23 protein-coding genes and 1 pseudogene are annotated in these 22,294 nt (G+C 66.4%); 12 read left to right on the top strand and 12 right to left on the bottom strand.

Features of this window, described 5'->3' with window-relative positions:
- Positions 1–132 precede the first annotated feature (132 nt).
- From ACZY1I_RS18590 to ACZY1I_RS18570, 5 genes are all read left to right on the top strand, one after another.
- Positions 133–810, top strand: a complete 678-nt coding sequence (locus tag ACZY1I_RS18590; protein WP_463755932.1) for a helix-turn-helix transcriptional regulator — start codon at positions 133–135, stop codon at positions 808–810.
- 92 nt (positions 811–902) lie between these two features.
- On the top strand, positions 903–2,297 hold the full coding sequence (locus ACZY1I_RS18585; protein WP_463756293.1) for a PE family protein: 1,395 nt from the start codon (positions 903–905) through the stop codon (positions 2,295–2,297).
- A gap of 79 nt (positions 2,298–2,376) precedes the next feature.
- Positions 2,377–2,670: a putative quinol monooxygenase gene (locus tag ACZY1I_RS18580; protein WP_463755931.1), complete on the top strand. Its 294-nt coding sequence runs from the start codon at positions 2,377–2,379 to the stop codon at positions 2,668–2,670.
- Between the two features lie 6 nt (positions 2,671–2,676).
- Entirely contained in the window at positions 2,677–2,967 is a 291-nt protein-coding gene (locus ACZY1I_RS18575; protein ID WP_463755930.1) for a hypothetical protein, read from the top strand.
- A gap of 234 nt (positions 2,968–3,201) precedes the next feature.
- Complete coding sequence (locus ACZY1I_RS18570; RefSeq protein WP_463755929.1) at positions 3,202–4,089, top strand: hypothetical protein; 888 nt, start codon at positions 3,202–3,204, stop codon at positions 4,087–4,089.
- A 19-nt stretch (positions 4,090–4,108) separates the two neighbouring features.
- On the opposite strand, the gene ACZY1I_RS18565 is transcribed toward ACZY1I_RS18570, so the two are convergent.
- Positions 4,109–4,915, bottom strand: a complete 807-nt coding sequence (locus ACZY1I_RS18565; RefSeq protein WP_463756292.1) for an MBL fold metallo-hydrolase — start codon at positions 4,913–4,915, stop codon at positions 4,109–4,111.
- 11 nt (positions 4,916–4,926) lie between these two features.
- A complete protein-coding gene (locus tag ACZY1I_RS18560; protein ID WP_463755928.1) occupies positions 4,927–5,712 on the bottom strand; it encodes an alpha/beta hydrolase in 786 nt (261 codons plus the stop codon).
- Between the two features lie 68 nt (positions 5,713–5,780).
- Here ACZY1I_RS18560 and ACZY1I_RS18555 point away from each other — a divergent pair, with 68 nt between their 5' ends.
- Together ACZY1I_RS18555 and ACZY1I_RS18550 are read left to right on the top strand one after the other, a co-directional pair.
- A complete protein-coding gene (locus ACZY1I_RS18555; RefSeq protein WP_463755927.1) occupies positions 5,781–6,563 on the top strand; it encodes a sulfite exporter TauE/SafE family protein in 783 nt (260 codons plus the stop codon).
- A gap of 29 nt (positions 6,564–6,592) precedes the next feature.
- A complete protein-coding gene (locus ACZY1I_RS18550) occupies positions 6,593–7,528 on the top strand; it encodes a catalase family peroxidase (protein WP_463755926.1) in 936 nt (311 codons plus the stop codon).
- A gap of 76 nt (positions 7,529–7,604) precedes the next feature.
- Here the strand turns inward: ACZY1I_RS18550 and ACZY1I_RS18545 are convergent, their stop codons facing one another.
- The gene (locus ACZY1I_RS18545) at positions 7,605–8,711 is read right to left on the bottom strand and encodes a glutamate--cysteine ligase (RefSeq protein WP_463755925.1); all 1,107 of its coding nucleotides are present in this window, start codon (positions 8,709–8,711) and stop codon (positions 7,605–7,607) included.
- Positions 8,712–8,977: 266 nt separating this feature from the next.
- Between ACZY1I_RS18545 and ACZY1I_RS18540 the strand changes: the two genes are divergently transcribed.
- Positions 8,978–9,625 carry a TetR/AcrR family transcriptional regulator gene (locus ACZY1I_RS18540; protein ID WP_463755924.1) on the top strand — a complete coding sequence of 216 codons (648 nt, stop codon included), beginning with the start codon at positions 8,978–8,980 and terminating at the stop codon, positions 9,623–9,625.
- Positions 9,626–9,635: 10 nt separating this feature from the next.
- On the opposite strand, the gene ACZY1I_RS18535 is transcribed toward ACZY1I_RS18540, so the two are convergent.
- Positions 9,636–10,067: an anti-sigma factor antagonist gene (locus tag ACZY1I_RS18535; RefSeq protein ID WP_463755923.1), complete on the bottom strand. Its 432-nt coding sequence runs from the start codon at positions 10,065–10,067 to the stop codon at positions 9,636–9,638.
- Positions 10,068–10,221: 154 nt separating this feature from the next.
- Here ACZY1I_RS18535 and ACZY1I_RS18530 point away from each other — a divergent pair, with 154 nt between their 5' ends.
- On the top strand, positions 10,222–10,875 hold the full coding sequence (locus ACZY1I_RS18530) for a TetR/AcrR family transcriptional regulator (RefSeq protein ID WP_463755922.1): 654 nt from the start codon (positions 10,222–10,224) through the stop codon (positions 10,873–10,875).
- 7 nt (positions 10,876–10,882) lie between these two features.
- Here ACZY1I_RS18530 and ACZY1I_RS18525 read toward each other — a convergent pair whose 3' ends face one another.
- On the bottom strand, positions 10,883–11,548 hold the full coding sequence (locus tag ACZY1I_RS18525) for a DedA family protein (protein WP_463755921.1): 666 nt from the start codon (positions 11,546–11,548) through the stop codon (positions 10,883–10,885).
- Positions 11,549–11,659: 111 nt separating this feature from the next.
- Here ACZY1I_RS18525 and ACZY1I_RS18520 point away from each other — a divergent pair, with 111 nt between their 5' ends.
- Complete coding sequence (locus tag ACZY1I_RS18520; protein WP_463755920.1) at positions 11,660–13,297, top strand: acyl-CoA synthetase; 1,638 nt, start codon at positions 11,660–11,662, stop codon at positions 13,295–13,297.
- Here the strand turns inward: ACZY1I_RS18520 and ACZY1I_RS18515 are convergent.
- Both ACZY1I_RS18515 and ACZY1I_RS18510 read right to left on the bottom strand, forming a co-directional pair.
- Positions 13,290–14,522, bottom strand: a complete 1,233-nt coding sequence (locus tag ACZY1I_RS18515; protein WP_463756291.1) for a hypothetical protein — start codon at positions 14,520–14,522, stop codon at positions 13,290–13,292. The genes ACZY1I_RS18520 and ACZY1I_RS18515 overlap by 8 nt on opposite strands.
- Positions 14,523–14,596: 74 nt before the next feature.
- A pseudogene (locus ACZY1I_RS18510) lies at positions 14,597–15,083 on the bottom strand (PPE family protein); the annotation flags it as partial.
- A 391-nt stretch (positions 15,084–15,474) separates the two neighbouring features.
- Here ACZY1I_RS18510 and ACZY1I_RS18505 point away from each other — a divergent pair.
- Both ACZY1I_RS18505 and ACZY1I_RS18500 read left to right on the top strand, forming a co-directional pair.
- Positions 15,475–17,847: a PE family protein gene (locus tag ACZY1I_RS18505; RefSeq protein WP_463755919.1), complete on the top strand. Its 2,373-nt coding sequence runs from the start codon at positions 15,475–15,477 to the stop codon at positions 17,845–17,847.
- Between the two features lie 17 nt (positions 17,848–17,864).
- Positions 17,865–18,629: an IclR family transcriptional regulator gene (locus tag ACZY1I_RS18500; protein ID WP_463755918.1), complete on the top strand. Its 765-nt coding sequence runs from the start codon at positions 17,865–17,867 to the stop codon at positions 18,627–18,629.
- Here the strand turns inward: ACZY1I_RS18500 and phtC are convergent.
- The 5 genes from phtC to ACZY1I_RS18475 are packed head-to-tail and all read right to left on the bottom strand — an operon-like array spanning position 18,617 to position 22,226.
- Positions 18,617–19,348: a 3,4-dihydroxyphthalate decarboxylase gene (gene phtC / locus ACZY1I_RS18495; protein ID WP_463755917.1), complete on the bottom strand. Its 732-nt coding sequence runs from the start codon at positions 19,346–19,348 to the stop codon at positions 18,617–18,619. The genes ACZY1I_RS18500 and phtC overlap by 13 nt on opposite strands.
- Entirely contained in the window at positions 19,345–20,139 is a 795-nt protein-coding gene (gene hcaB / locus ACZY1I_RS18490; RefSeq protein WP_463755916.1) for a 3-(cis-5,6-dihydroxycyclohexa-1,3-dien-1-yl)propanoate dehydrogenase, read from the bottom strand. Before hcaB ends, phtC begins: the two co-directional genes overlap by 4 nt.
- Positions 20,123–20,389 carry a dihydrodiol dehydrogenase gene (locus tag ACZY1I_RS18485; protein ID WP_463755915.1) on the bottom strand — a complete coding sequence of 89 codons (267 nt, stop codon included), beginning with the start codon at positions 20,387–20,389 and terminating at the stop codon, positions 20,123–20,125. The genes hcaB and ACZY1I_RS18485 overlap by 17 nt, the downstream gene beginning before the upstream one ends.
- A complete protein-coding gene (locus ACZY1I_RS18480; RefSeq protein WP_463755914.1) occupies positions 20,386–20,910 on the bottom strand; it encodes a 3-phenylpropionate/cinnamic acid dioxygenase subunit beta in 525 nt (174 codons plus the stop codon). Before ACZY1I_RS18480 ends, ACZY1I_RS18485 begins: the two co-directional genes overlap by 4 nt.
- Positions 20,907–22,226, bottom strand: a complete 1,320-nt coding sequence (locus tag ACZY1I_RS18475) for an aromatic ring-hydroxylating dioxygenase subunit alpha (protein ID WP_463755913.1) — start codon at positions 22,224–22,226, stop codon at positions 20,907–20,909. The genes ACZY1I_RS18480 and ACZY1I_RS18475 overlap by 4 nt, the downstream gene beginning before the upstream one ends.
- Positions 22,227–22,294 lie beyond the last annotated feature (68 nt).

Here is a 22,294-nt window from a genome sequence, read left to right as displayed (position 1 = left end):
TGGTTGCGTTAACCCAGTGCATCTGCCCGTCCAAGCTTCGGCGAACACGCACAGCAATCCGACACCTAACTTGTACAAATCACACACCAATTCGCCGCAATCGGAAGCGTCGCCGTGCGTAGCGTGCCCGGGGTGGAGCGCCTGCTGGAGCGCGAGAGAGTGCTGGGCACCCTCGGCGCGCTGACGCGTGCCGCCCGCAACGGCGACGGCCATGCAGTATTGCTGCGCGGTGAGGCGGGAGTCGGTAAGACCGTGATCAGCAAGTTCACCGCCGCGCTCGATATCGATGTCCGGGTGCTGCGCGGGTGGTGTGACCCGCTGGCAGCCCCGCGACCGCTGGGCCCGCTGCTGGACGCGCTCGCCGGGGTGGGGCCAGTAGCGCCGTTCCAGCTGGAGGTCGGCGGCGACTGGGCGGGTGCCGCGCTGCAATGGCGCCACCGCTGCTGCCCCTACGATGCGGCCATCGCCCAGCTTGACGGTGACATCGCAGCGGTGGAAAACGCATTGGAAACGTTCCGCCAACTGGGTGCGGCTGCGGCTGCGCGGCGCGCCCGGCAGCGACTCGGGGAATTGCGCGGACCCACCAAGCGTGGTCGCCGCGCTGACACACTGGCCGACCCGCACGGGTTGACGCGTCGGGAACGTGAGGTGCTTAACCTGCTTGCGGCCGGGCACACCGACGCCGAGATGGCGGTCAAGCTGTCCATCAGTCCCAAGACCGTCGGCCACCACGTAGCAGCGATCCTGACCAAATTCGGCGTCGAGAACCGCACCCAGGCTGCCGCGCGCGTCCGCGTCCACTCAACATAGGGAAAATTCCCGATCAACCGGGCCCTCCTGCTCGCGCAAACTACATCCGCGAGGACAGTGCGAACAGCTGGGGACCCCCGATGTCATATGTGATGGCATACGTAATTGCGGCGCCGGAATACATGGCGGCTGCGGCCGCCGATCTGGCGGATATCGCTAGGACCATCAGCGCCGCCAACGTCGCCGCCGCGGGCTCGACAACCAATCTTGCGGCCGCTGCGGCCGACGAGATATCGGCCGGCATCGCCGCTTTATTCGGCGCCCACGGCCAGGCCTATCAGGAGCTGAGCGCCCAAATAGCGCAATATCAGCAGCAATTCGGCCAGCTGCTCAGTGGTGGTGCTGCCCAATACGCTCTGGCCGAGGCGGCCAATACCAACCCCCTTCAGGCCATCGAGCAGCAGTTGCTGAACGTAATCAACACCCCCAGCCAGCTGCTGACCGGGCGCCCGCTGATCGGCAACGGCGCCAACGGAAAGTCCAATACCGGGGCCAACGGTGGTGACGCGGGGTGGCTCATCGGGAATGGCGGCGCCGGGGGATCTGGCCAGTCTGGCCACAACGGCGGCAACGGCGGTGCAGGTGGTCTGTTGGGCGGCGTCGGCGGGTCCGTCGGGTCCGGCGGGAACCAGGGCAACGGCGGGGCTGGAGGCCTGCTCGGTGGGGGTGGGGGCGTGGGCGGGGCGGGCGGCTTGTCCGGGAGCGGGATCGGCGGGACTGGGGGCACCGGCGGGACAGGCGGCATATTCGCCGCCGGCGGAGCCGGCGGTGCCGGCGGCGAATCCGTCGTTGGTGTTGCAGGTCTGGGTGGCCAGGGCGGTGCGGGCGGGCTCTTTGGCCCCGGTGGTGCCGGTGGCGCCGGCGGCTTGGGACCGTCCGGCGGAACGGGCGGCAGCGGCGGGGTCGGCGGATGGTTTGGCGCCGGGGGCGCCGGCGGTACTGGTGGCGCCGGGGTTGGGGTCGCGGGAGTCGGCGGCGCTGGTGGCAACGGCGGAAACGGGGGACTGTGGGCGACGGGCGGTGCCGGTGGCGACGGAGGTGGCGGAGAACCGGGAAACGGCTTCGGTGGCGCTGGTGGTGACGGTGGCAGCGGCGGCATACTCGGCGGCGGTGGCGGCGCCGGCGGTGACGGCGGAGCGGCCGGCAAGCATGGCGGCAATGGCGGATTGGGTGGCGCCGCGGGCCTCGTCTCGGGCAATGGCGGGGTCGGGGGCAGTGGCGGCACCTCGATCAACGGCATGGGTGGCTCCGGCAGCGCAGGCGGCAAAGCCGGGCTGATCGGCAATGGCGGCGCTGGCGGCTCCGGTGGCACCGGATTCTCGGTAGATGGCGGCGGCGGCAACGGCGGCGACGCCTTCCTGATCGGTGATGGCGGCAACGGCGGCAACGCGGGCCATGCCGGGATGGGTTCGTCAGGTCCTCCCGGCGCCGGCGGCTCGGGCGGATTGCTGTTCGGCCTCGACGGGCTCAACGGTCTCAACGCGTAGTGGCCGCCGACCACGCGAGGCGGCGCGGCCGGTAGCCTCGCCTTGCAGGCGCACTTGGGTGCAGTAGATGGAGGCAACGATGTCGGTCACGGTGATTCTCGAGCTTCGATTCAAGCCGGAGTCGGTGGCTGCCGGTCGGGAGCTGATGCACCGGACGCTGGAGGTCACCCGCGGGTTCGACGGCAACCTTCGCACCGACGTGCTCGTCGACGAGGATGACGAGGGGCACTGGCTGATCTACGAGATCTGGGACTCCATCGAGGCCGACGAGGCGTACCGCGCCTTCCGCGCCGGTGAAGGCAAAGTGACCGAGTTGCCGCCGCTGCTGGCCGCGCCGCCGGCGAAGACGCGCTACACCACCAGCGATGTGTAGTCACCGATGAGCTTTTCCGAAGGCATCGGCACGTTGAAACTCGAATGCCCGCAAGCCCATCCGGTCGGCCGGATCTTGCGGGAGAGTGCGCATCAGCTGGTCCAATTCGATCCCGGCGCCGCGGTCGGCGAGCGCCGATTCTGGCCGGGTGAGGACGAGCAGTCGAAGTTCACCGTGCGTTGTCGCTTCTGCGACAAGCCGGTCGCCGACGCCACCGCCGCGTTGCAGGCCAAGTTCTCCCAGCTGCTCGACGACACCGCCGAAACCCGTCGAACAACCACGCTGCCCTACGCATAGCCCGCGAAAAACGCTGTGGTGTCGCCCTTTTCCGGCCGCTGCGAGTATCAAATGGCGCACCTATACGTTGCAAATGTTGACGTAAGCGTCAGCGCGCATCGGGTGAATCAGCAGCGTATTCACCCATGCTGATATCGCCGCGTATTTATTGATTTCGTAGGGTTCATGAGGAAACGTCTACGAAGGCGCACGACACCGAGTCTTTCTCAAGTCCCTACCAGCACCGGAGTTCTCATGACGCTAACCCGCAGACACCCGCTGGGCGTCCTCGTGGCGATACTGGCGGCCATTGCCGCCGTCGTATCGTTCGGGGCACCCACGGCGCACGCGTTCTACGTCAAGTACCACGAAACGATCACGCGCAACGCGCTGCCGGCGGACCAGGTCAGCCAGCTGGCCATCAACCAGATTCTGGTGGGCCCGCCGCCGGGCGGCGGCGCCATGGGCAGTGACGCGTTTGCGACCGACGAGTTTCGGCACCTGGATAACTCGATAAACCCGGTCGACGTCTGCAACCGGGCGGGGCAGGCGTGGAACGTGTTCTCTCCCGTCGTGCTGAGCGGATCGGTGCTCAACGGCAACGTGGAAGTCGATGGCCCGGCAGCGCGCGCCGCCTTCGGCGCTCTGCTGCACACCCAGCAGGACTTCTACGCGCACTCGAACTTCGTCGACGACGACATCGCCATCGGTCAGCTTGACCGCCTCGCGCCGCCGATCTTCCCGACCTGCAACCCCGCTGATTTCCCGGCCGATCTGCACACCGGGTACTACAACATCGACTTCTCGCAGCAGTTCCCTCTTGAGGGCTGCCCGGCGGGAGGCCCGCCCCCGGGCTTCCAGGAATGCCACACGCTGCTGAACAAGGACGGCCCACACACGCCGCGCGGCGGCACCCCCGTGCCGGGAACCCGCTTGACCGAGTACGACGTCGCAGCCCAACTGGCCACCCGGGCCAGCACCGATCTCTACTTCGTGATTCGTGACCTGGTCGCCAACACCAACGGGCAGGACGCCGCGGTCCAGCTGTTCCAGCAGGGTGGGCCGCTGCCGTCGCTGTCCGACATCCCCAATCTGCCGAGCCTGCCCAACAACATCCCGAACCTGCCCTACACGGGATCCTGAGCCGGCTAGGGATCAGCGGCTACTCGGGGGCAGTCCAGTCGATCCACTGCCCGTGGGGAGCGACCCCGAGCACGCCGCTGATTCCGGCTTGATCGAACGCTGCGACGAACTCGTCGGTGCCTTCGCTGAAGTGGGCCCAGCCATCCACGTGGGCGGGCACCACCAATTTGGCGCCCAGTATTTCTGCGGCGGCCGCCGCACGCGCCGAGGTCAGCGTCAGCGGCCGGCCGCGTTCCTTGGTCGGCACGCTCGCCGCGCCCGCGAACAACACCGCGATGTCGATCTCACCCACATGCTCGGCGACTTGGCGCAGCACGTTCATCGAGGCGTTGTCGCCGCTGAGATACACGGTGGGCAGGCCAGAGCCGGGACCGCCGGACAGCACAAAGCCGGTCACTTCACAGTTGACGTGACCGCTGTCGTCGCGAGCGCCGTCGGCCGGACCGTGCACGGCCGGAACAGCTTGCACGACAAGGTGACCCGTGCCGCCCGGTAGCTCGTAGGTCAACCAGGGCGCCAAACCCACCGCCGGTGGACCCAACCTGCCCGCGCCGCCGGGGTGGGTGAGCACCAGGGGAGCGGCGAGTGCCATCCGGCGGCCCGCGTCGTCCAGGTTGTCGGGATGCTGGTCGTGGCTGATCAGCACCACGTCCACCGGGCCGAGGGCGTCCGCGGTCACCGCCGGACCCGCGGTCTTGGTCAGGTAGGCGTGCGGGCCAGGTGGGTCGAAAGTCGGGTCCATCACGATCCGGCGGCCCGCGATATCGACCACCGTGGTCGGCCCGCCCAGCACACTGATCGCACAATCGCGTCGTTGTGAGTCCACTCCCATGATTTCTAGAGTCCTCGCTCGCTCAGCCAGTTGCAGATCCGCTCGGCAACCTCGGTCCATCCGGGTTCCAGCATCATCATGTGTCCCATTCCCGGAAAAATTTCGGCCCTGGTCCCGTAGGCCCGCGCCGTCCAGTGCACATCCTTGTCGTTGATCAGTCCGTCGTGCTCGGCGCCCAGCACCAACAGTGGCGTCGTCACACGTTTGGGTCGGGGTAACCGAAACGCCTGGTCGGTGAAGACGGCGCGCAGGCTGTCCGGCTCGACGTTGGCCGCGCACGAGTCGACGAGATCTTGCGGAGTCTGGGGGCTGAAGAAGAATTCGCGCGCCAGCGGGGGCGTGTTGAAGAGGTGGTGGGAGCCCCCAAACATATTGGCCCGCATGGAAACCCACGGATGTCTACGCCACACGCGCACCGCGGCGGGGAAGATGCCGCGCGACGGGGTCGATGCCAGCAGAACTGCGGCGGGCGCGTCTCGGCCCTGGAGGTACTTCTGCGTGATGAAGCCACCGGTGGAATGGCCGATCAGGATGGGTCGTCCGCCGAGTTGGTCTGCGGCCCAGCGCACGTCGTGCAGATAGTCGGCGATCCCACACTTGGCCAGCGGTGTCGGCGAGCTGCTGGAACCGTGCGCGCGCTCGCTCACCGCGACGGCCCGGAAACCTCGGTCGGCGAAGAAGTCGAGAAAGTGTTCGTCCCAACACCACGCCGACAGACAGCCGCCGTGCACGAACAGCAGCGGGGTCGGGTGGGCTTCGGTGGTAGCACCCTTGTCGATCATTTCGAGCATGACGGCCTCCGGTGTCCTCACGCGGGATTGTCGGGGGTCAATGTTGCCAGCCCAGTAGGGTTTCTGGGGTGTCGGTTTCCCACATGATCTTGATCGGACTGGCAGGGCTCGGGGCCGGCGCAATCAATGCCCTCGTCGGGTCGGGCACCCTGATCACCTTCCCGACATTGGTGGCCCTCGGCTATCCGCCGGTCACGTCAACCATGTCCAACGCGGTCGGACTGGTCGCTGGCGGCGTATCGGGCACCTGGGGGTATCGCCAGGAACTGAACGGGCAGTGGGACCGGTTGCGCTGGCAGATCCCGGCGTCGTTGGCCGGCGCCGTGTTGGGTGCTTATCTGCTGCTGCATCTGCCTGAGAAGGTGTTCATCAAGGTCGTGCCGGTGCTGTTGGTGCTGGCGTTGATTCTGGTGGTGATCGGCCCGTGGATTCAGTCCTGGGCGCGCAAACGTGCCGAGGAGGCGGGTCGTTCGGCCGAACACATCACCCCGATTCGAAGGGCGGCCCTGGTGCTGGGCACCTTCGCGGTGGGTGTCTACGGTGGTTACTTCACCGCCGCACAGGGCATTCTGCTGGTCGGCGTGATGGGCGCCTTGCTACCAGAGTCCATGCAGCGCATGAATGCCGCCAAGAATCTGCTCACGCTGCTCGTCAATATCGTTGCTGCCGTTGGCTATACGTTGGTGGCCTGGGATCGAATCAGCTGGCCGGTGGCCGGGTTGATCGCGGTGGGCTCGCTGATAGGCGGATGGCTAGGGGCGCGCTACGGACGGAAGCTCTCACCGAACGCGCTGCGCGCCACCATCGTGGTGGTCGGACTGATCGGCCTTTATCGCCTGCTCGCCGTGTAACGCGGGCTTCCGCGGCATACGATTCGCACATGCCAGTCACACCTGACGATGCAATCGAAGCGATCCGCGGCACCGGAGGCGCCTGCCCGGGCTCCCGGGCCTTGCACGCCAAGGGGACGATGTACCGCGGCACCTTCACCGCCACCCCCGAGGCGGCAAAGCTTTCGCGGGCAAAGCATCTCGACGGCACACCCGTCCCGACACTGGTGCGGTTCTCCAACGGGTCGGGCAGTCCGACCCAGCCGGACGGTGCATCCGGGGTGCGTGGCGTGGCATTCAAGTTCACCCTGCCCGACGGCGAGACCACCGACGTGTCGACCCAGACCGCAAAGCTGTTCGTGTCCGCCGCTCCGGACGGATTCGTCGACCTGCTCAAGGCGATCCGGCCGGGCCTGACGAAGCCGTTACGCATGGCCGGCCTGTTCGTGAAAAACCCGGCCCTGCTGCGCGCGCTGCCCGGACTCGCTGCCGCCGGCAAGGTCCCGGCCAGCTACGCCACCATCGAGTACCACGGGTTGCACGCCTTCCGCTGGGTCGACGCCGACGGCGGCAGCAGATTTGTTCGCTACCACCTGATCCCGGCCGCCGGCGTGCAGCACCTCTCCTCGTCTGCCGCGCGTAAACGCGCCCCCGACTTTCTGGTCGACGAACTCGATACTCGCCTCGCGGACGGCCCGGTGGCCTTCGAGTACCGCGTTCAGATCGCCGGGCCGAACGACACGACCGTCGACTCGTCGGCGCCGTGGCAGAGCGCCGAGACCGTCACCGTCGGCACCATCGAGATCACCGGCCTGGACACCGAGCGTGAACATGACGGCGACATCGTCGTTTTCGACCCGATGCGCGTCACCGACGGCATCGAACCCTCTGACGATCCGGTGCTGCGATTCCGCAGCCTGGCCTATTCGGCGTCGGTCAAGCTGCGCACCGGTGTCGCCCGCGGTGCCGAGGCTCCCGCAGTGTAGTCATGTCGATAGCCGGTGCGACAACCCGTTCACCCGGTCCACCGCAGGCACGTAAACGACTCAGCAGCAACCATATTCAGCTCAGTGTGGCTGCGGCGGCATCCTCGATGACGTCCATCACCTCGCCGCGTCTGCGCCATGACTGCAACTGTCGCATCGCCCCGTTGCCCAGCGTGCTCACCCGATCGAGTTCCTCGACGACATGGTGATATTCGCCGAGTGCGTCCAGCGCCGGGCGCACACGTTGCACCAGCGCACTCAGTTGCTCTCGGGCCGGCACCGCCCCGCGGTCATTGACCAAATCCAGTGTGGTTCCGTCGAGTCCGTCATGTGCGGCCTTCCAGTACGCCGCTCGCAACGCGGCCGGTGGCAGTCGATCCGCGCCTTCGGGGGGCTCCCGCCCTGCCGTGATCACCGCCGCTCTGATCAGAGTGGCCAGCAGCACGGTGTCGGCGACCGTCGCAGGCACGTCGGCCACCCGGACCTCCACCGTCGGGAAATTCGCCGACGGGCGCACATCCCAGTAGGCCATGCCCTCATCGAGCAGCACTCCCGTGTCGACCAGCATGCGGACCGTGCGGTCGTATTCGGCGGGCGAAGCGAAGAACGGCGGCTCTCCCGCGGCCGGCCATCGTCGCCACAACACACTGCGCCAACTCGCGTAACCCGTGTCGGTGTTGCGGTACACGGCCGAGTTCGCCGACAACGCCAACAGCGTCGGCAGCCAGGGCCGAAGCCAGTTGCTGGCGTGGATAGCGGCCGCGCGATCAGGCACCTGCACGTGCACGTGGCAACCACAGATTCCCTGCTCGTGCGCGACCATCCCGAATTGCTCGCCGATCCGTTGGTAGCGCGGGGTGTCGGTGACCGGGAATTTGTGCGGCGTCGCCGGCGGGAGCCCGAGGGCGAGCAACCGCAACCCGACCGCTTCGGCGGCCCGCGCCGCGGTGCGGCGCAGTGAGGTCAGCTCCTCGGTCAGCTGGTGGGCGCTTTTCGCGACGCTGGATGCGGTTTCCACTTGGCAACTGGCCAGTTCCAGCTGCAGTGTGATTCCCAGCTGGCCGGCTTTGGTGGCGACGTCGCGGTTTCGGGCTGCTGGTTCGCCGGTTTCCGGGTCGATGAGGAGGAATTCCTCCTCCACGCCCACGGTCGGGAGTTCGTCTTCCGAGCGCCCGATCTTCATGTCCGCCGCCTACCCCTGCTGGTAGGCGGTAAACGCTCGACAACCGTTCCCATTGCAAACTTCTTGCCCTCCCGGATCGAACAAATTCTGTGCGTCCGCCCAGCTATGAATTTCATGAACTGCGCCATTTCGCTGTGTGAAGCAGATCAGTTGGAGACAATGGGCTCGATGACCCCGCGGGGAGGTCGGTCGGGCAATGCGCACTTGGGGGATCGGGCCCCCTTGCGCAATCACCATGCACGTCGGTATGAGGGGGCGTTTCAGGAGTGTCGAGTCCACGGGCGCAAGAGCACGAATACGTACTGGATTCCACCGAAGATTTGGTGGCCAAGGACGGTATTGATGCTGTGACGATTCGCGCGCTCACCAAGGCCACCGGGGTCTCCAACGGGGCGATCTACCGAACCTACGAGTCCCGCGGGGGCCTGCTCGGCCGCGTCTGGATTCGCGCGGAACGCCGCTTTTTGGACCAGTTGACCAGCCTGATCCAGGAGGCCAGTGCCCAACCCGGCAGTGAGCCATTAGACGCGGTGTACGCGGCGGCCGAGACGTCGCTGCTCTATCCGGAGATGTACCCGGGATCGTCGGCTTGCTTGATGACGGTGCGTCGCGACGAGGTGGTAGGCCAGCCGATGCCCGGCGACGTCGCCGAACAGCTGCAGGCCCTTGCGGCCGAGCTCGCCGAGGTGATGGCGCAACTGGCCGAAAGTCTTTGGGCGCGTAGCGATCCCAGTGCGGTCGATCTGATTGCGGCCTGCATCGTGGATCTGCCCAAGTGGATCGGACTGCGCGGTGAGCGATACAGCATGCAGATCCTGCGCGACTACCTGCGCGCCGCCGTGCGATCCGTGCTGGAGGTCGGGCCGCCGCCGGTGGGGGTCGGCCGCGAATTGGCCGCTACCGGCGCCGTCTGAGGCGGGGCGTCTAAACGGTCGGCGCCGCGAGGGCCTGATCGACCGTCTGGTAGATCGGCAGCGTGTCGCTGAGCCCGCAGGCATGAACCACCCGCGCGACGATCGGTGCTCCGCTCACCAAGCGCAGTTCGACACCGCGCCCGCGGCAGTCGCGCGCGGCGTCGGCCAGTACGGCATAGGCGCAGCACGCCATGAAATCCACATCGGTGACGTCAACGACGAAAGGCCCTGGCGGGGACGCGGTCGTCGCGGCCTCGTGGACTAACTGCTTCCACGTGCGTTCGTTGCAGGCATCGACTTCGCCGCCGGCGTGGATCACAACGGCCTCGCCGTAGCGGTCGGTGGTCGCACGTAACGTGCTGCACCGGTTACTTAGTTCGGAGCGCAGTCTGGTGCTTATCGTCAGATGTGTTGAAAAAGATTCGGCAATGATCAGGCTCATGTGCACTCCTAATCGGCTGGCGTTGGAAACGCCGCGATGGATGCCCATCCTGCGCGACTGAAGACAGACAGAAATATCGCCGTGAGTCTCATTTCTATAACAAGACAGAGCGGTCTGTCTACATAGGCTGACTAAGAGTATGTTAAGGCTTGCTATGAATCTGCCCCCTCACGAGCCTGACCTGGCGGCACCCGGCGTTCCGCCCGTGCCGGCCCGCGAACGGATATTGTCCGCGGCTTACGCACTGTTCAGTCGGCGCGGCATCAGGGCCGTGGGTACCGACGAGGTGATCGAGCGGGCCGGGGTGGCGAAAGCCACGCTCTATCGGCACTTTGCGACGAAGAATGACTTGGTTCTTGCGGTTCTGGAGCGCCGCGAACAGCTGTGGACGCACGGCTTGATCGAGGCGCACTCGGAACTGCTCGGCACTACACCCGAGGAACGTTTGCTGGCGATCTTCGACGTCATGCACGACTGGTTCCAGAGCCGCGACGGCTATGAGGGCTGCTCGTTTATCAATGTGCTGCTCGAACTGGGGCCCGATCATCCCGCCGGTATGGCCAGCATCGCCCATATCGACCATGTCCGCGACATCGTGCGGCGCCGGGCGGTGGCAGCCGGTTTGCGGGATGTCGAAGATTTCGCCTCGTCCTGGCACATCCTGATGAAGGGTGCCATCGTCCTCGCGGCCGTCGGCGACCTACAAGCTGCGCACCGAGCTCAGGCGATGGCCCGCAGCCTCATCGAGCGGCACCGTCCGGAAGAGGGTCGCGACGTCCAGTGCAGCGTCGTCGAGGCGGTTGGCTAAAAGCTACCTACTGCACTGACTCAGGCTCCGTGGAGTCCGTCTTGCGGCGATGCTCTTCTTCCAGCTCGGCGATCGCGCGAGAAGTGCGTTCGCGCAACAGAATCGCGGCAGTGGCGCCGATGATGATCGCGATGACCAGCGCGACCCAAGAGAAACTGGACAGCCACTTCTCGGCGGCCATGCCGGCGTAATAAATCAGCGCAGTGGTGCCGCCGGCCCAGCAGATACCGCCGGAGACGTTGGCCAGCAGAAAGCGCGGGTAGGGCATTTTCAACGCCCCGGCCAACGGACCGGCGAAGATGCGCAACAGGGCGATGAAACGACCGAAGAACACCGCTCGCACGCCCCAGCGGGTGAAGGTGCGTTCGGCGAGCATGACGTGACCGGGGCCGAAATGCTTGGGGAACTTGCGGCCCAGTCGGTCGAACAACGGCATCCCGAACCGGCGGCCGATGGAATAGCCGATCGAGTCGCCTGTCACTGCGCCGACGACCGCTGCCGCGCCGACGCCGATCGGGTTGATCTCCGGGTGCTTGGTAGCCAAGAATGCCGCGCTGACCAACACGATCTCGCCGGGCAGTGGAATGCCCAGGCTTTCCAGCCCGATCACACCGCCGACCACCAGGTAAACCGCGAGCGGCGGGATCGTTTGCAGCAGGGCCTCCACATCCATGCGTAAAGGATGCCTGACCGGGGCCGGCTGCGTACGGAGAACCTGGCCGCGAAGTTGCGCGGTAGCGTGGCGGGAGCCTGAACCCCGAGCGCGCCCAGGTGAGGAGAGTTCGTGGAATTCAATTTGGCCCAGGTCTTTTCGGCGGTAGCGGCAGCCAACCCCGATCGGGACGCGATCGTATTCGGGGACCGGCGGTTAACCTTCGCGCAGACCGACGAGCGTGCCCGCCGGTTCGCCCGGGCGCTGCACGACTGGGGCCTGGGCGCGCGCCGGGAACGTTCGGAGTTGGCGCCGCACGAATCGGGCCAAAGCCACCTCGGCCTTTACCTCGCCAATTGCAATGAGTTTCTCGAGGCGATGATCGGCGCGTACAAAGCTCGGGTCGCCCCGTTCAACATCAACTACCGATATGTTGCCGACGAACTGGTGTACCTGATCGGCAACGCCGACGCCGAAGCGATCATGTACCAGGCGCGGTTCGCGCCGACGCTGATCGAGGCTTTGGCCAAGACGCCCGGTCAGGTACGGCTGATCCACGTCGATGACGAGTCCGGCAATGAACCACTGCCGGGCGCGGTGCGCTACGAAGAACTGCTGGCTTCGGTATCGGACGAGCCGCTGGACCTCGTCCCGTCGCCGGACGATCTCTACGTCCTTTACACCGGCGGCACCACCGGCATGCCGAAAGCGGTGCTGTGGCGCCAGAACGACATCTACATGAACGCCATGGGCGGGCGGACTTTCGGCTCCGGCGAGCCGGTGTCCGGCCTGGACGAGATCGTCGAGCGGTCGCGACCGGACGGGCCGGGTTCGATGACGGCCGCGCCGCTGATGCACGGCGCGGCACAGTGGGCGGCATTCATCAACCTGTGCAGCGGACGGCCGTTCGTGATGGCGCCGACGACCACCCATTTCGATCCGGCCGAAGTGTGGGCCCTGGCCAGCCGGGAACGCGCGATCTCGTTGTCGTTCGTCGGCGACGCGTTCGGCCGCCCGCTGATCGACGCGCTCGAGGCCGGCGACTACGACCTTTCCGGTTTGTTCGTTCTGGTCACCGGGGGAGCGGCACTCAGCGCGCCACTCAAGCAGCGTTTCGTGGAACTGTTGCCGCACTTGACGATCCTGGACGCCGGCGGCTCCTCGGAATCGGGATCCCAAATGGGCCAGGTGTCCAGCCGACTGCAGAACGCCTCCGGGCGATTCGTCCCGAACCCGGGCGCGGTGGTGGTCAGCGCGGACCTGACCCGCCTCCTGACGCCCGGCGACGACGAGATCGGGTGGCTGGCTCAACAGGGTCCGATTCCGCTCGGCTACCTCGGCGATCCGGTGAAGAGCGCGCGGACTTTTCCCGTCGTCGAGGGAATCCGGCACTCGGTGCCCGGCGACCGCGCCCGGTGGCACGCCGACGGCCAGATCGAGCTGCTCGGCCGGGATTCGGTGACCATCAACTCCGGCGGTGAGAAAATCTTCGCTGAAGAGGTCGAGGCCGCCATCCTCGAGCATCCCGCGGTCTATGACGTGGTGGTCACCGGCCGGCCGAGCACACGCTGGGGAAACGAAGTCGTGGCACTGGTCCAGTTGGTGCAGGGCGAGCAGGCCGACCCCGACAGCATCCTCGCCGAGGCGGCCCGACACATCGCGCGCTACAAACTGCCCAAAGAGGTGATTTTCCGTACCAGGTTGCAGCGGTCACCGTCGGGTAAGGCCGATTATCGTTGGGCGAAAGAGCAAGTGACGCAGACTAATTGAAGAAGCCGGACTTTTCATTGGCCTTATTGAAGCTGCCGGAGTCGTAATCGCCCGAGTTGTACAGGCCCGCACTGTAATTGCCCGAGTTGTTGATGCCGGTGTTGTAGACGCCGGTGTTGCCGAAGCCCGCCAGACCGAATCCTGAGTTGTAGAACCCGACGTTGCCCCGCCCGTCGGAGTTGTGCCAGCCGGAGGTGTAGCCGAAAGCGTCGGCCGTGCTGTTCTGGAAGCCGGACGAGTCGCTGCCGTGGTTGCAGAAGCCGGACAGATTGCTGCCGACATTGCCGAAGCCCGAATTCACTACGCCGACAGGGGTTTCCGAGCTGCCGAAGCCGGTATTCAGGCTACCCGAGTCGAACATCCCGGTGTTGGTGTTACCCGAACTGAAGAAGCCCGTATTCCAGTAGCCCGAGTTGAATGCGCCGGTGTTGGTCCCGTAGTCGGCCGAGTTGAAGAAGCCGGTGTTGCCCGAGCCTGCGTTGCCGAAGCCGACGTTGTAGTAGAAGGCGTTGCCGGCGCCCATGTTGCCGTAGCCGGCGTTGCCGAAGCCGACGTTGTTGCTGCCGCCGTTTCCGAAGCCGGTGTTGATCCCGCCGGCGTTCCAGAAGCCGGTGTTGGTGCCGCCGGAGTTTCCGAACCCGAAATTGCCGCTGCCTGAGTTGAAGAGGCCGACATTGTTGTCGCCGGAGTTGAAGAAGCCGATGTTGTTGTTGCCCGAGTTGCCGAAGCCGAAGTTCCCGATGCCCGAATTCAGTGCGCCGATGCCGACCAGGTTGTCACCGGTGAGGCCGAAGCCGATGTTGTTGGTGCCGTTGTTGCCGAACCCGAAGTTGAAGCCGCCTTTGTTGCCGAAGCCGACGTTGCTGTGGCCGATATTGCCGCTGCCCATGTTGAAGGAGCCGACGTTGCCGCTGCCGAAGTTGGTGGAGCCGATATTTCCGCCGCCGACGTTTCCATCGCCGACGTTGCCCGGCCCGAAGTTTCCGTTGCCCTGGTTGCCGCCACCCAGGTTGCGGTTGCCGAAGTTCCCGTTGCCGAAGTTGGTGTTACCCCAGTTCCCGCTACCCAGGTTGGCGTTGCCTGTGTTGCCGCTTCCCACGTTGGCATTGCCGCCGTTGCCGCTGCCCAGATTTCCATTGCCATAGTTGCCGCTGCCCAGGTTGGTGCTGCCGGTGTTCCCGCTGCCGGAATTATTGCCCCCGGTGTTTCCGATGCCCAGGTTCAACGGACCGTTATTTCCAATGCTGGTATTCGTCTGAGCCAGGCCGGCCAGCGACTCTGGCCAGGCAGCCAACTCGCCGGCCGCCGCCGAGGCTTGCGAGTGATAGCCCACCAGCGCGGCCACATCGGCGGCCCACATCTGCTCGTAGAAACCCTCGGCGGCCGCGATTGCCGGCGCGTTCTGCCCGAAAAGATTCGATAGCACCAATTGCACAAAAACGGTTCGATTGGCGGCGACTGCCAGTGGGTGAATTGTCGCCGCTCGAGCCGCCTCGAACGCACCCGCTACAGCGTCAGCCTGCCCGGCCGTAGTGGCAGCCTGACCCGAAACCGCGCTGAGCCATCCCGCATACGGCGCTGCCGCGGCCGCCATGGCTTGAGCCGCCGGGCCCTGCCAAGCCTGCTCGGTCAATCCCGAAGTCACAGCTGCGAAGGATTGCGCGGCTGCAGCCAGTTCGTCTGCCAAGCCAGACCAGGCCGCGGCGGCGTCGAGCATTGGCGCGGACCCCGCGCCCGCGAACATTCGTAGCGAGTTGATCTCCGGAGGTAGGGCGAAAAAGCTCAACGCGCGGTCCTTTCCCAGCGCCATTCCAGACACTCTGGCTCAGAATGGCGCGCCACGTTGCATGCCGGTCATAATTTCCGGCCACTCTGCAACGTAACGCATGTAAATCGTATAGAAAATTAGGGTTGGGTATGGCGTTTTCATCCAAGCAACGAATCGGAAACCGCCCACCCGCGGGCTTGACCGCCTGATGTTCCCCGCGCATCGGACCCTGTCGCGATTCCACTTTTCGTTTGCTGCCGGTAACGATTTCCAGCGGCGTGACGATAGTTGGCAAGGAGGCAGATCTGCCGTCTGAATTTGCTGTTGCGGGTTTACGACCGGATCAGGATCTGTTGCTGAAGGTTTCTGCTGACGCGGCAATTCCTTGGACCTTGTCGGGAGGTTTCAGATGTCGTTCGTTGTTGCGATACCCGAGTCGGTGTCTTCGGCGGCGTCAGAGTTGGCGGGAATCGGATCGACGCTGGCGGCGGCGAATGCCTCTGTCGCAGTGCCGACCACCGGTGTGCTGGCGGCGGCAGCCGACCAGGTGTCGGGTGCCGTCGCGGCGGTGTTCGAAGCGCACGGCCGGGTGTACCGGAGCCTGAGCGCACAATTCGGTGCGTTTCATGAACAGTTCGTCCGGGCGCTGGCCGGCGGCGCGAATGCCTACACCGCTGCCGAAGCGGCAAGCGCATCGCCACTGGCGGACCTGCTGGGCCTGGTCAATGCGCCGAGCCAGGCTTTGTTCGGGCGCCCGCTGGTCGGCAACGGCGCCAACGCACCGGATGGCTCGGGGGCGTCTGGTGGCCCGGGCGGGCTGCTGATCGGTAACGGTGGCAACGGCGGCTCAGGCGCGGCCGGCCTGCCCGGTGGCGCCGGCGGGGAAGCCGGATTCATCGGCAACGGTGGCGTCGGCGGCGCTGGCGGAGTCGGGGTGACCGGGTCCGGCGCCGCGGGTGGCAGCGGCGGCCGCGGCGGCTGGTTGCTCGGCAACGGCGGTGTCGGCGGAATGGGCGGCGCCGCCGGGGCGACCACGGCCGGCGGGGTCGGCGGCACCGGTGGAATCACCGGCCTGATCGGTAGCGGAGGAGTAGGCGGTCGCGGCGGCGTCGATGCCGGCGCGGGCACCACCGGCGGTGTCGGGGGCCTCGGCGGCTCAGGTGGAGTGTTCGGCAATGGCGGGTTCGGCGGGGCCGGCGGTAGGGGCGCAGCGGGTGGCAGCGGTGGTGCCGCCAGCTACCTCGGTTCCGGTGGTGTCGGCGGCATGGGCGGGGAAGGCGCTGTCGGCGGCAACGGTGGCGCGGGGCCGCTGCTGCTCGGCGACGGCGGCAACGGCGGTCTCGGTGGAGCCGGCGCATCCGGTGGGCACGGCGGTCCCGGCGGGACGTTGCTCGGCGACGGCGGCAACGGCGGGCAAGGCGGCGCCGCGGTGGCGGGGGTCCTTGGCGGCCTGCCCGGCGCGGGCGGTCACGGCGGCAGTGCCAATTGGTTCGGTTCCGGCGGCGCGGGCGGTCAGGGCGGGACCGGCCTGACCGGGATGGCCGGGGCGAACCCCACCCCCAGCGGGATGGCCTCGCCCGGTAACAAAGGCGGGGACGCGAACGCCACGGTTCTCAACAACATTGTCGGGAATGTGATGGTCACAGGCGCGAGTGGGGACCCGGGTGGGAGCGGCGCTGCCGCTGAAACCGGAGGTACCGGTGGTGTCGGCGGGTCCGCAACCGTCACCAGCGGCTTCTCCATCACTGGCGACCTGGATATTCACGCAGGCAACGGCGGCGGCGGAGGCGTCGCCGGGCCGACCGGCGGCAACGGTGGCGCCGGCGGGGCCGGCGGTGCTGCCACCTTCACCAACACCGGTTCGGTCGGTGGTACCACGACCGTCACTGGGGGTGACGGAGGCGATGGGTCAGCGGGCGGGGCCGGTGGCGGTGCCGGAGGTGCGGGCGGCGTAGGCGGGTCGGCTGAGAACACCGGCAGCGGCGCTGCCATCGGAGGCAAGGGTGGTGCAGGCGGTGCCGGCCACGGCGCGGTCGGTGTCGCCGGCAACGGTGGGATGGGCGGAGTCGGCGGTGATGGCGGACGCGGCGGGCTGGTCACCGGCAACGGTGGTGCCGGTGGTGCCGGTGGCATCGGCGGCGCTGGTGGGGCCGGTGCCAACGGGTACGCAGGTGGTCCAGGTGGAGCCGGCGCCGCAGCCTCCGGCGGGGCGGGGGCCGGCACCGGGGGCGACGGCGGTATCGGTGGTGGTGGCGGCCTGGGTGGTTTGGGTGGCGCGGGCGGCGGCGGTGGAATCGGCGGTAACGGCGGTGCCGGCAGCGCCTTCATCGGTCTCGGCGACGCCGGTGGCTCCGGTGGGCTCGGCGGAACCGGTGGTATCGGCGGCGTCGGTGGCCTGGGCGCTATCGGTGGTGCCGGCGGCAGCGTGACCGGCAGCGGAACGCTCGCCGGCGGCAACGGAGTCATCGGTGGCCTCGGCGGCGCAGGCGGTAACGGCGGTGTCGGCGGCGTCGGCGGTACCAGCGGCGGCAGTGGCGGGGCCGGCGGCCTGATCGGGTGGGCAGGCGTCAACGGGGGCAGTGGTGCAGGTGGTTCCGGCGGCGCCGGCGGTCAGGGTGGCAACGGCGGCGACGGCGGTGGCGGTGGCACCAGCGGCGGCAAAGGCGGCAGCTTCGCCTTCGGCGGCGCCGGCGGCAACGGCGGCGCGGGCGGATCACCCGGCGGCACTGCCGGCCTACCGGGTCTGTTGGGCGCGCCTGGCAGCAACGGTAAGAGCGGATAGTTCGCTAGGCTCGCGAGATGCGGAATGACGTGCCGCAGTATCCGATCGAGTCGGTCGACAACGCGCTCAAGTTGTTGCTGCTATTGGGCGAGCAACCGCAGATCCGGCTGAGCGAGGCGACCCGCTATCTGGGGGTTGCGTCGTCGACCGCCCACCGACTGCTGGCGATGCTGACCTATCGTGGCTTCGTCCGCCAGGATCCGACCTCCAAGGCATATCTGCCCGGTCCGGCGCTGACCAGCGTGGCTTTTGCGATCTTCGGGCGCATCGACATTCAACGCACCGCTGTGCCCATCATGCGTGGCCTCAGCGAGCAACTCGGCGAGTCGATTCACGTCGGGATGCTTGACGGCGCCAACGTGCGATTCGTCGCCGCTGTCGAAGGACCGAAGGCCGTCCGGGTGGCCTCCCGGCTGGGACGAATCATGCCCGCGCACTGCACCTCCACCGGCAAGGCTCTGCTGGCGCAACTCTCGGAAGCCGAAGTGCGACAACTGCTTCCGCGCGACGAACTGGACGCCATCACCGTACGCTCGATAGTCAGCCGCGCCAAGCTGGAGTCCGAACTGTCCCGCATCCGGGAACGCGGCTACGCCACCAACCGCGAAGAGAGCGAAGAGGGCGTCGCCTCGGTCGCGGTGCCAATCCCCGCCCGGGCGCCCGGACTGCTACTGGCGTTGAATGCCGCCGCTCCGCAGAATCGGCTGTCCGCGTCGACGTATTCGTCGATGGCCGCCGCACTGGTGAAGGCGGCAAAGGAAATCGGCGATCAACTCGGCTGATCCGGCAGCCGGGCGACCTCGTGCCGCCAGGCTGACTCGACGTTGAAGCCCGAACCCAGGTCCGGCAAGTCATCCCAATCGGCGTCGTCGATGTCGCGCAGTGGGCCGCCGGCGGAGCGCACCCGCAAGGACATGCGGGCCAGCTCGTCGAGACTGATCGCCTGTAACACAGCTTGCTCGACGGTGGCTGCGGCACTGGTGATTCCGTGCCCACGGCAGATCACCAGCGGCGCTTCGCCCATCGCCGCCACCATTTCCCGGCCCAGCCCCGAATTGCGGATCAGTACCGCGCGTTCGTACACCGGCACACCACCGCGGGCCAGCCGGGCCCCAGGAATGTCGTACGCCCCGTAGATCGGCCGGATCGTGATGCCGGCCAGATCGGCGGCGACGACGTCCGGCGGATGCAGGTGCGCGACGGCTCGATGCCGGGCATCGGAGAGCATGGTCTCGGTGTGTATCGGCAGTTCGTTGGGCACCCGGTAACCGTCGAGTTCGCCTGCGGCTCCTTCGTTTCCGTCGAAGGTGATCAGTCGGATGTCGCTGGGACGGGTGAAAGCCACCCCGGTGTCGGTGTCGCTGCGGCAGCGGATCAGCAGATGGTCGTCGTCGATCCGCAGGCTCAGATGACCGAGGATGCCGTCCACCAAGCCGCGGTTGGCGGCGACCCGGCAACCTTCAGCCACCAAAGCCCGCTGCGCTGCCAGCAGGTCACTCATTTCGCTGCGCCCAAACGGAATCCGCCGTCGGGGTGAATGGTCTCACCGGTGATGCCGCGGGATCGGTCGGAGGCCAGGAAGACGTAGCTCCAGGCATGGTCTTCGCCGGAGAGCGCGACGTTCAATGGCGAACGGGCAGCCAGTTCCGTTGCCCGGCTGGGGGAGTCGTCGAGACGGACGTTGTCGAGGCCAAGGCTGGCCAGGCCACGCAGTTCGGTGTTCAGCGTCCCGCCCGGCGCCACCCCGTTGACCCGGATCTGCGGAGCCAGATCGTGTGCCAGCGCCGTCACCAACCCGCGCACCGCGAACTTCGACGGCACGTACAGCACACCGCCCCGGCCGGGATAGTAGGCCGACGTGGACTCGGTCAGCACGATCGAGGCGCCCGCCTGCGCGCGCAGCGACGGCAGTGCGGCTTTGACGGACTGCAGATGACTGAGCACATTGGTGCGGAACATCTCGTCGAACGCATCCGACAGGTCATCGGCGCCGATGTCGTCGATTCCCTGGTAAAAGTCAAAGATTCCAACGCAATTGACCAAGATGTCGAGACCGCCGAAACTGTCCACTGCAACGCTGACCGCGCGGTCGTTGGCTTCGCGGGTGGTGGCGTCACCGTCGACCACCGGAGCTTCCGGGAGTTCTTCGCGCAGCCGGACGCACTTGCCCTGATCCCGTTCCAGCACTGCGACTTTGGCGCCCTCGGCGCGGAATGCGTCGAGGGCTGCGCGCCCGATTCCGGATCCGGCGCCGACGATCAACGCGCGTTTGCCGTCAAGCCAACCGGGCATCGTTGTTCTTTTCGTCCGGGCCGTCCTCAACATCCGGCAGCAGTGGCGCGTTCACATTGCCGACCATGGCTGCCAGCGTACGGGGGTTCTGCCAGGTCAGTGCCTCGACCTCCAGTGCGTCCAGACTGATCCACTGCCCGGATTTCGGCGCGCGGATCAGCAGCCGTGATCCGTTGCGGGTATCGACCCGCTGAACCACCACTTCGGTGAATTCGTTTGCGACAGTGATGGGCTCACCGACGGGATTCACAGGAACACCGCCAGGTTCTGCATCCGCAGCACCGACTCGTCGGCGCGGATGGTGCGGCGGGCCAGCAACCAGGTTTCTTGCCCACTGTCCCAACGCAACAGGTCTTCGCGACCGCAGGACAGCAAGGCGCTGTCGTTGACGTCACCGCGGCTGCGGAACAGCAGTTCGGCAGACTCGACGAGCAGTTGCGCATCATCGTCGCACGCGAAAGTGCGCACGTTGGTGATGAAGTGCCGAAGTCGAGACGGCGGATCCTCGGCCCAGACGTGCTCGGTACCCATTCGGGCCACCCGCTGGCTCAGCGAGTATTTGTCCTCGTCGAAATGATCCATCCCCGGCGAGGTATCGAAGCCGGCGCCGCGGGCGGTGGTGACGCGCACCGGCATCACATAGCGAATGTCCTCGGTCATGGTGTCCAGCCACGCTTCATAATGCTGAGCATCCAATAGGTAGGCCTCATCCACCAGGAACTGATGGGCCTGTAGGTGCCGAATATCGTTAAACGGCAATGCTTTACTCATGACAAGAGCTCCGCCCACAACTTGAGCAGTTCGCGCTGGTTGTACTCGTTGTAGCCGACCTGCGCCCGTCCCGGACCGTGGAAGGAATCGGCCGTCAGTGCGTCGATCACCGGACGGTCGTCGGCGAGCAATCCCATCCGGCTGTTCAACAGCAATCGGCGGGCCATCGAACCGCCCGCGGTAGTAGTCAACGACACCCAGTTCTCCACGTCGTCCTGCTCGAACATTCCGGACGAGCCGAAGCACATCAGGTACGCCTTATACGAGTCCTTCTTGTACTGCTCGGGTGCCGCGGCGTCCACGGCGAACCAGGAACACACCTCGGTCTCGTTCGCACTGATCGGCTGCCATTGCCGGATGGAGATGAACGGCAAGACCGCATCGCCGCCAGGTAATTTCGGCCAGTTGTGCACGAAGCTGAGGTTCGGAAAGCAGGTGGCGGCCGAGAACATGAAACCGTCGTCGGCGACGACCTGCTGCTGGCGAGGTGACCAGGCTTCCTTGATCCGACCGATCATCTCGTCGGGGTAGCCGACGTAGCGCATCCGTTCGTCGAAGTCGCCCGGCGGCAACTTGTAGGTGGTTCCGCCGCCGCAGTCCGCCCAGTAGGTAGCGCCGTCCTTGCGCTTCTGCGCCTTCGGTTCTCGGAACAGACCGATCTCGACGATCGACGCGTGCGTGTGCGGGGTGTGGTACATGTCGCCGGAGAAGTTCTCGGCGCCGATCTTCCAATTCGCCTTGATCCGCCATCGTTGCGGTCCGCGCACTTGCAGGCCCTTAGTGCTCTGCTTGGTGTAGTAGTCCAGATAGAAGGCGAAGTCGCCGAGGTAGTCGGTCAGCGGCCGCGCGTGCGGGTCCAGGTTGACGAAGATCAGGCCGTTGTAGATCGCCATATTCGGTGCGGGCAGCAGGGATTGGCCCTTTTCAAAACCCGCGTCGCCGCCGTAGGCCTCGCGGTGAAACGGCAGACCGGTGAGTCGGCCGTCGTTGCGGTAGGTCCAACCGTGGTACGGACAGCGGAAATTGGAGGCGTTGCCCATTTCCGCGCGGCACACCTGCATGCCGCGGTGCAGGCACATGTTAAACATCGCCCGCACTTCGCCATTCGAGTCGCGGGTGACGATGAACGAGTCGTCGAGCACCCTGCGCACGACGTAGTCACCGTCCTGCGGGATCTCCGACTCGTGTGCGACGAACATCCATGACCGACTGAAGAGTCGTTCCTTCTCCAGCGTGAACAGATCCGTGTCGTTGTAGATGTGCGCGGGGACCATGCCGCGGCGCACGTTCGCAATGACGTCACTCTGAATGGTCATGGCACCTCACCTGCCAAGAATATCTGATGAACAGAGATTGTCTCTGTCTAGCAGAATCATATGTATTT

The sequence above is a fragment of the Mycobacterium sp. IDUB_37 genome, from assembly GCF_055419245.1.
The sequence above is the reverse complement of the archived record's forward strand: the minus strand, read 5'-3'. Positions and strand labels throughout refer to the sequence as shown.

Coding starts and splice junctions, on each gene's coding strand:
- ACZY1I_RS18535 (WP_463755923.1), bottom strand. CDS start 10,067: ATGAGCCTGATCATTGCCGAATCTTTTTCAACACATCTGACGATAAGC.
- ACZY1I_RS18500 (WP_463755918.1), top strand. CDS start 17,865: ATGCGGAATGACGTGCCGCAGTATCCGATCGAGTCGGTCGACAACGCG.
- ACZY1I_RS18475 (WP_463755913.1), bottom strand. CDS start 22,226: ATGACCATTCAGAGTGACGTCATTGCGAACGTGCGCCGCGGCATGGTC.
- ACZY1I_RS18570 (WP_463755929.1), top strand. CDS start 3,202: ATGACGCTAACCCGCAGACACCCGCTGGGCGTCCTCGTGGCGATACTG.
- ACZY1I_RS18560 (WP_463755928.1), bottom strand. CDS start 5,712: ATGCTCGAAATGATCGACAAGGGTGCTACCACCGAAGCCCACCCGACC.
- ACZY1I_RS18525 (WP_463755921.1), bottom strand. CDS start 11,548: ATGGATGTGGAGGCCCTGCTGCAAACGATCCCGCCGCTCGCGGTTTAC.
- hcaB (WP_463755916.1), bottom strand. CDS start 20,139: ATGCCCGGTTGGCTTGACGGCAAACGCGCGTTGATCGTCGGCGCCGGA.
- ACZY1I_RS18530 (WP_463755922.1), top strand. CDS start 10,222: ATGAATCTGCCCCCTCACGAGCCTGACCTGGCGGCACCCGGCGTTCCG.
- ACZY1I_RS18580 (WP_463755931.1), top strand. CDS start 2,377: ATGTCGGTCACGGTGATTCTCGAGCTTCGATTCAAGCCGGAGTCGGTG.
- phtC (WP_463755917.1), bottom strand. CDS start 19,348: ATGAGTGACCTGCTGGCAGCGCAGCGGGCTTTGGTGGCTGAAGGTTGC.
- ACZY1I_RS18480 (WP_463755914.1), bottom strand. CDS start 20,910: ATGAGTAAAGCATTGCCGTTTAACGATATTCGGCACCTACAGGCCCAT.
- ACZY1I_RS18505 (WP_463755919.1), top strand. CDS start 15,475: ATGTCGTTCGTTGTTGCGATACCCGAGTCGGTGTCTTCGGCGGCGTCA.
- ACZY1I_RS18545 (WP_463755925.1), bottom strand. CDS start 8,711: ATGAAGATCGGGCGCTCGGAAGACGAACTCCCGACCGTGGGCGTGGAG.
- ACZY1I_RS18550 (WP_463755926.1), top strand. CDS start 6,593: ATGCCAGTCACACCTGACGATGCAATCGAAGCGATCCGCGGCACCGGA.
- ACZY1I_RS18575 (WP_463755930.1), top strand. CDS start 2,677: ATGAGCTTTTCCGAAGGCATCGGCACGTTGAAACTCGAATGCCCGCAA.
- ACZY1I_RS18585 (WP_463756293.1), top strand. CDS start 903: ATGGCATACGTAATTGCGGCGCCGGAATACATGGCGGCTGCGGCCGCC.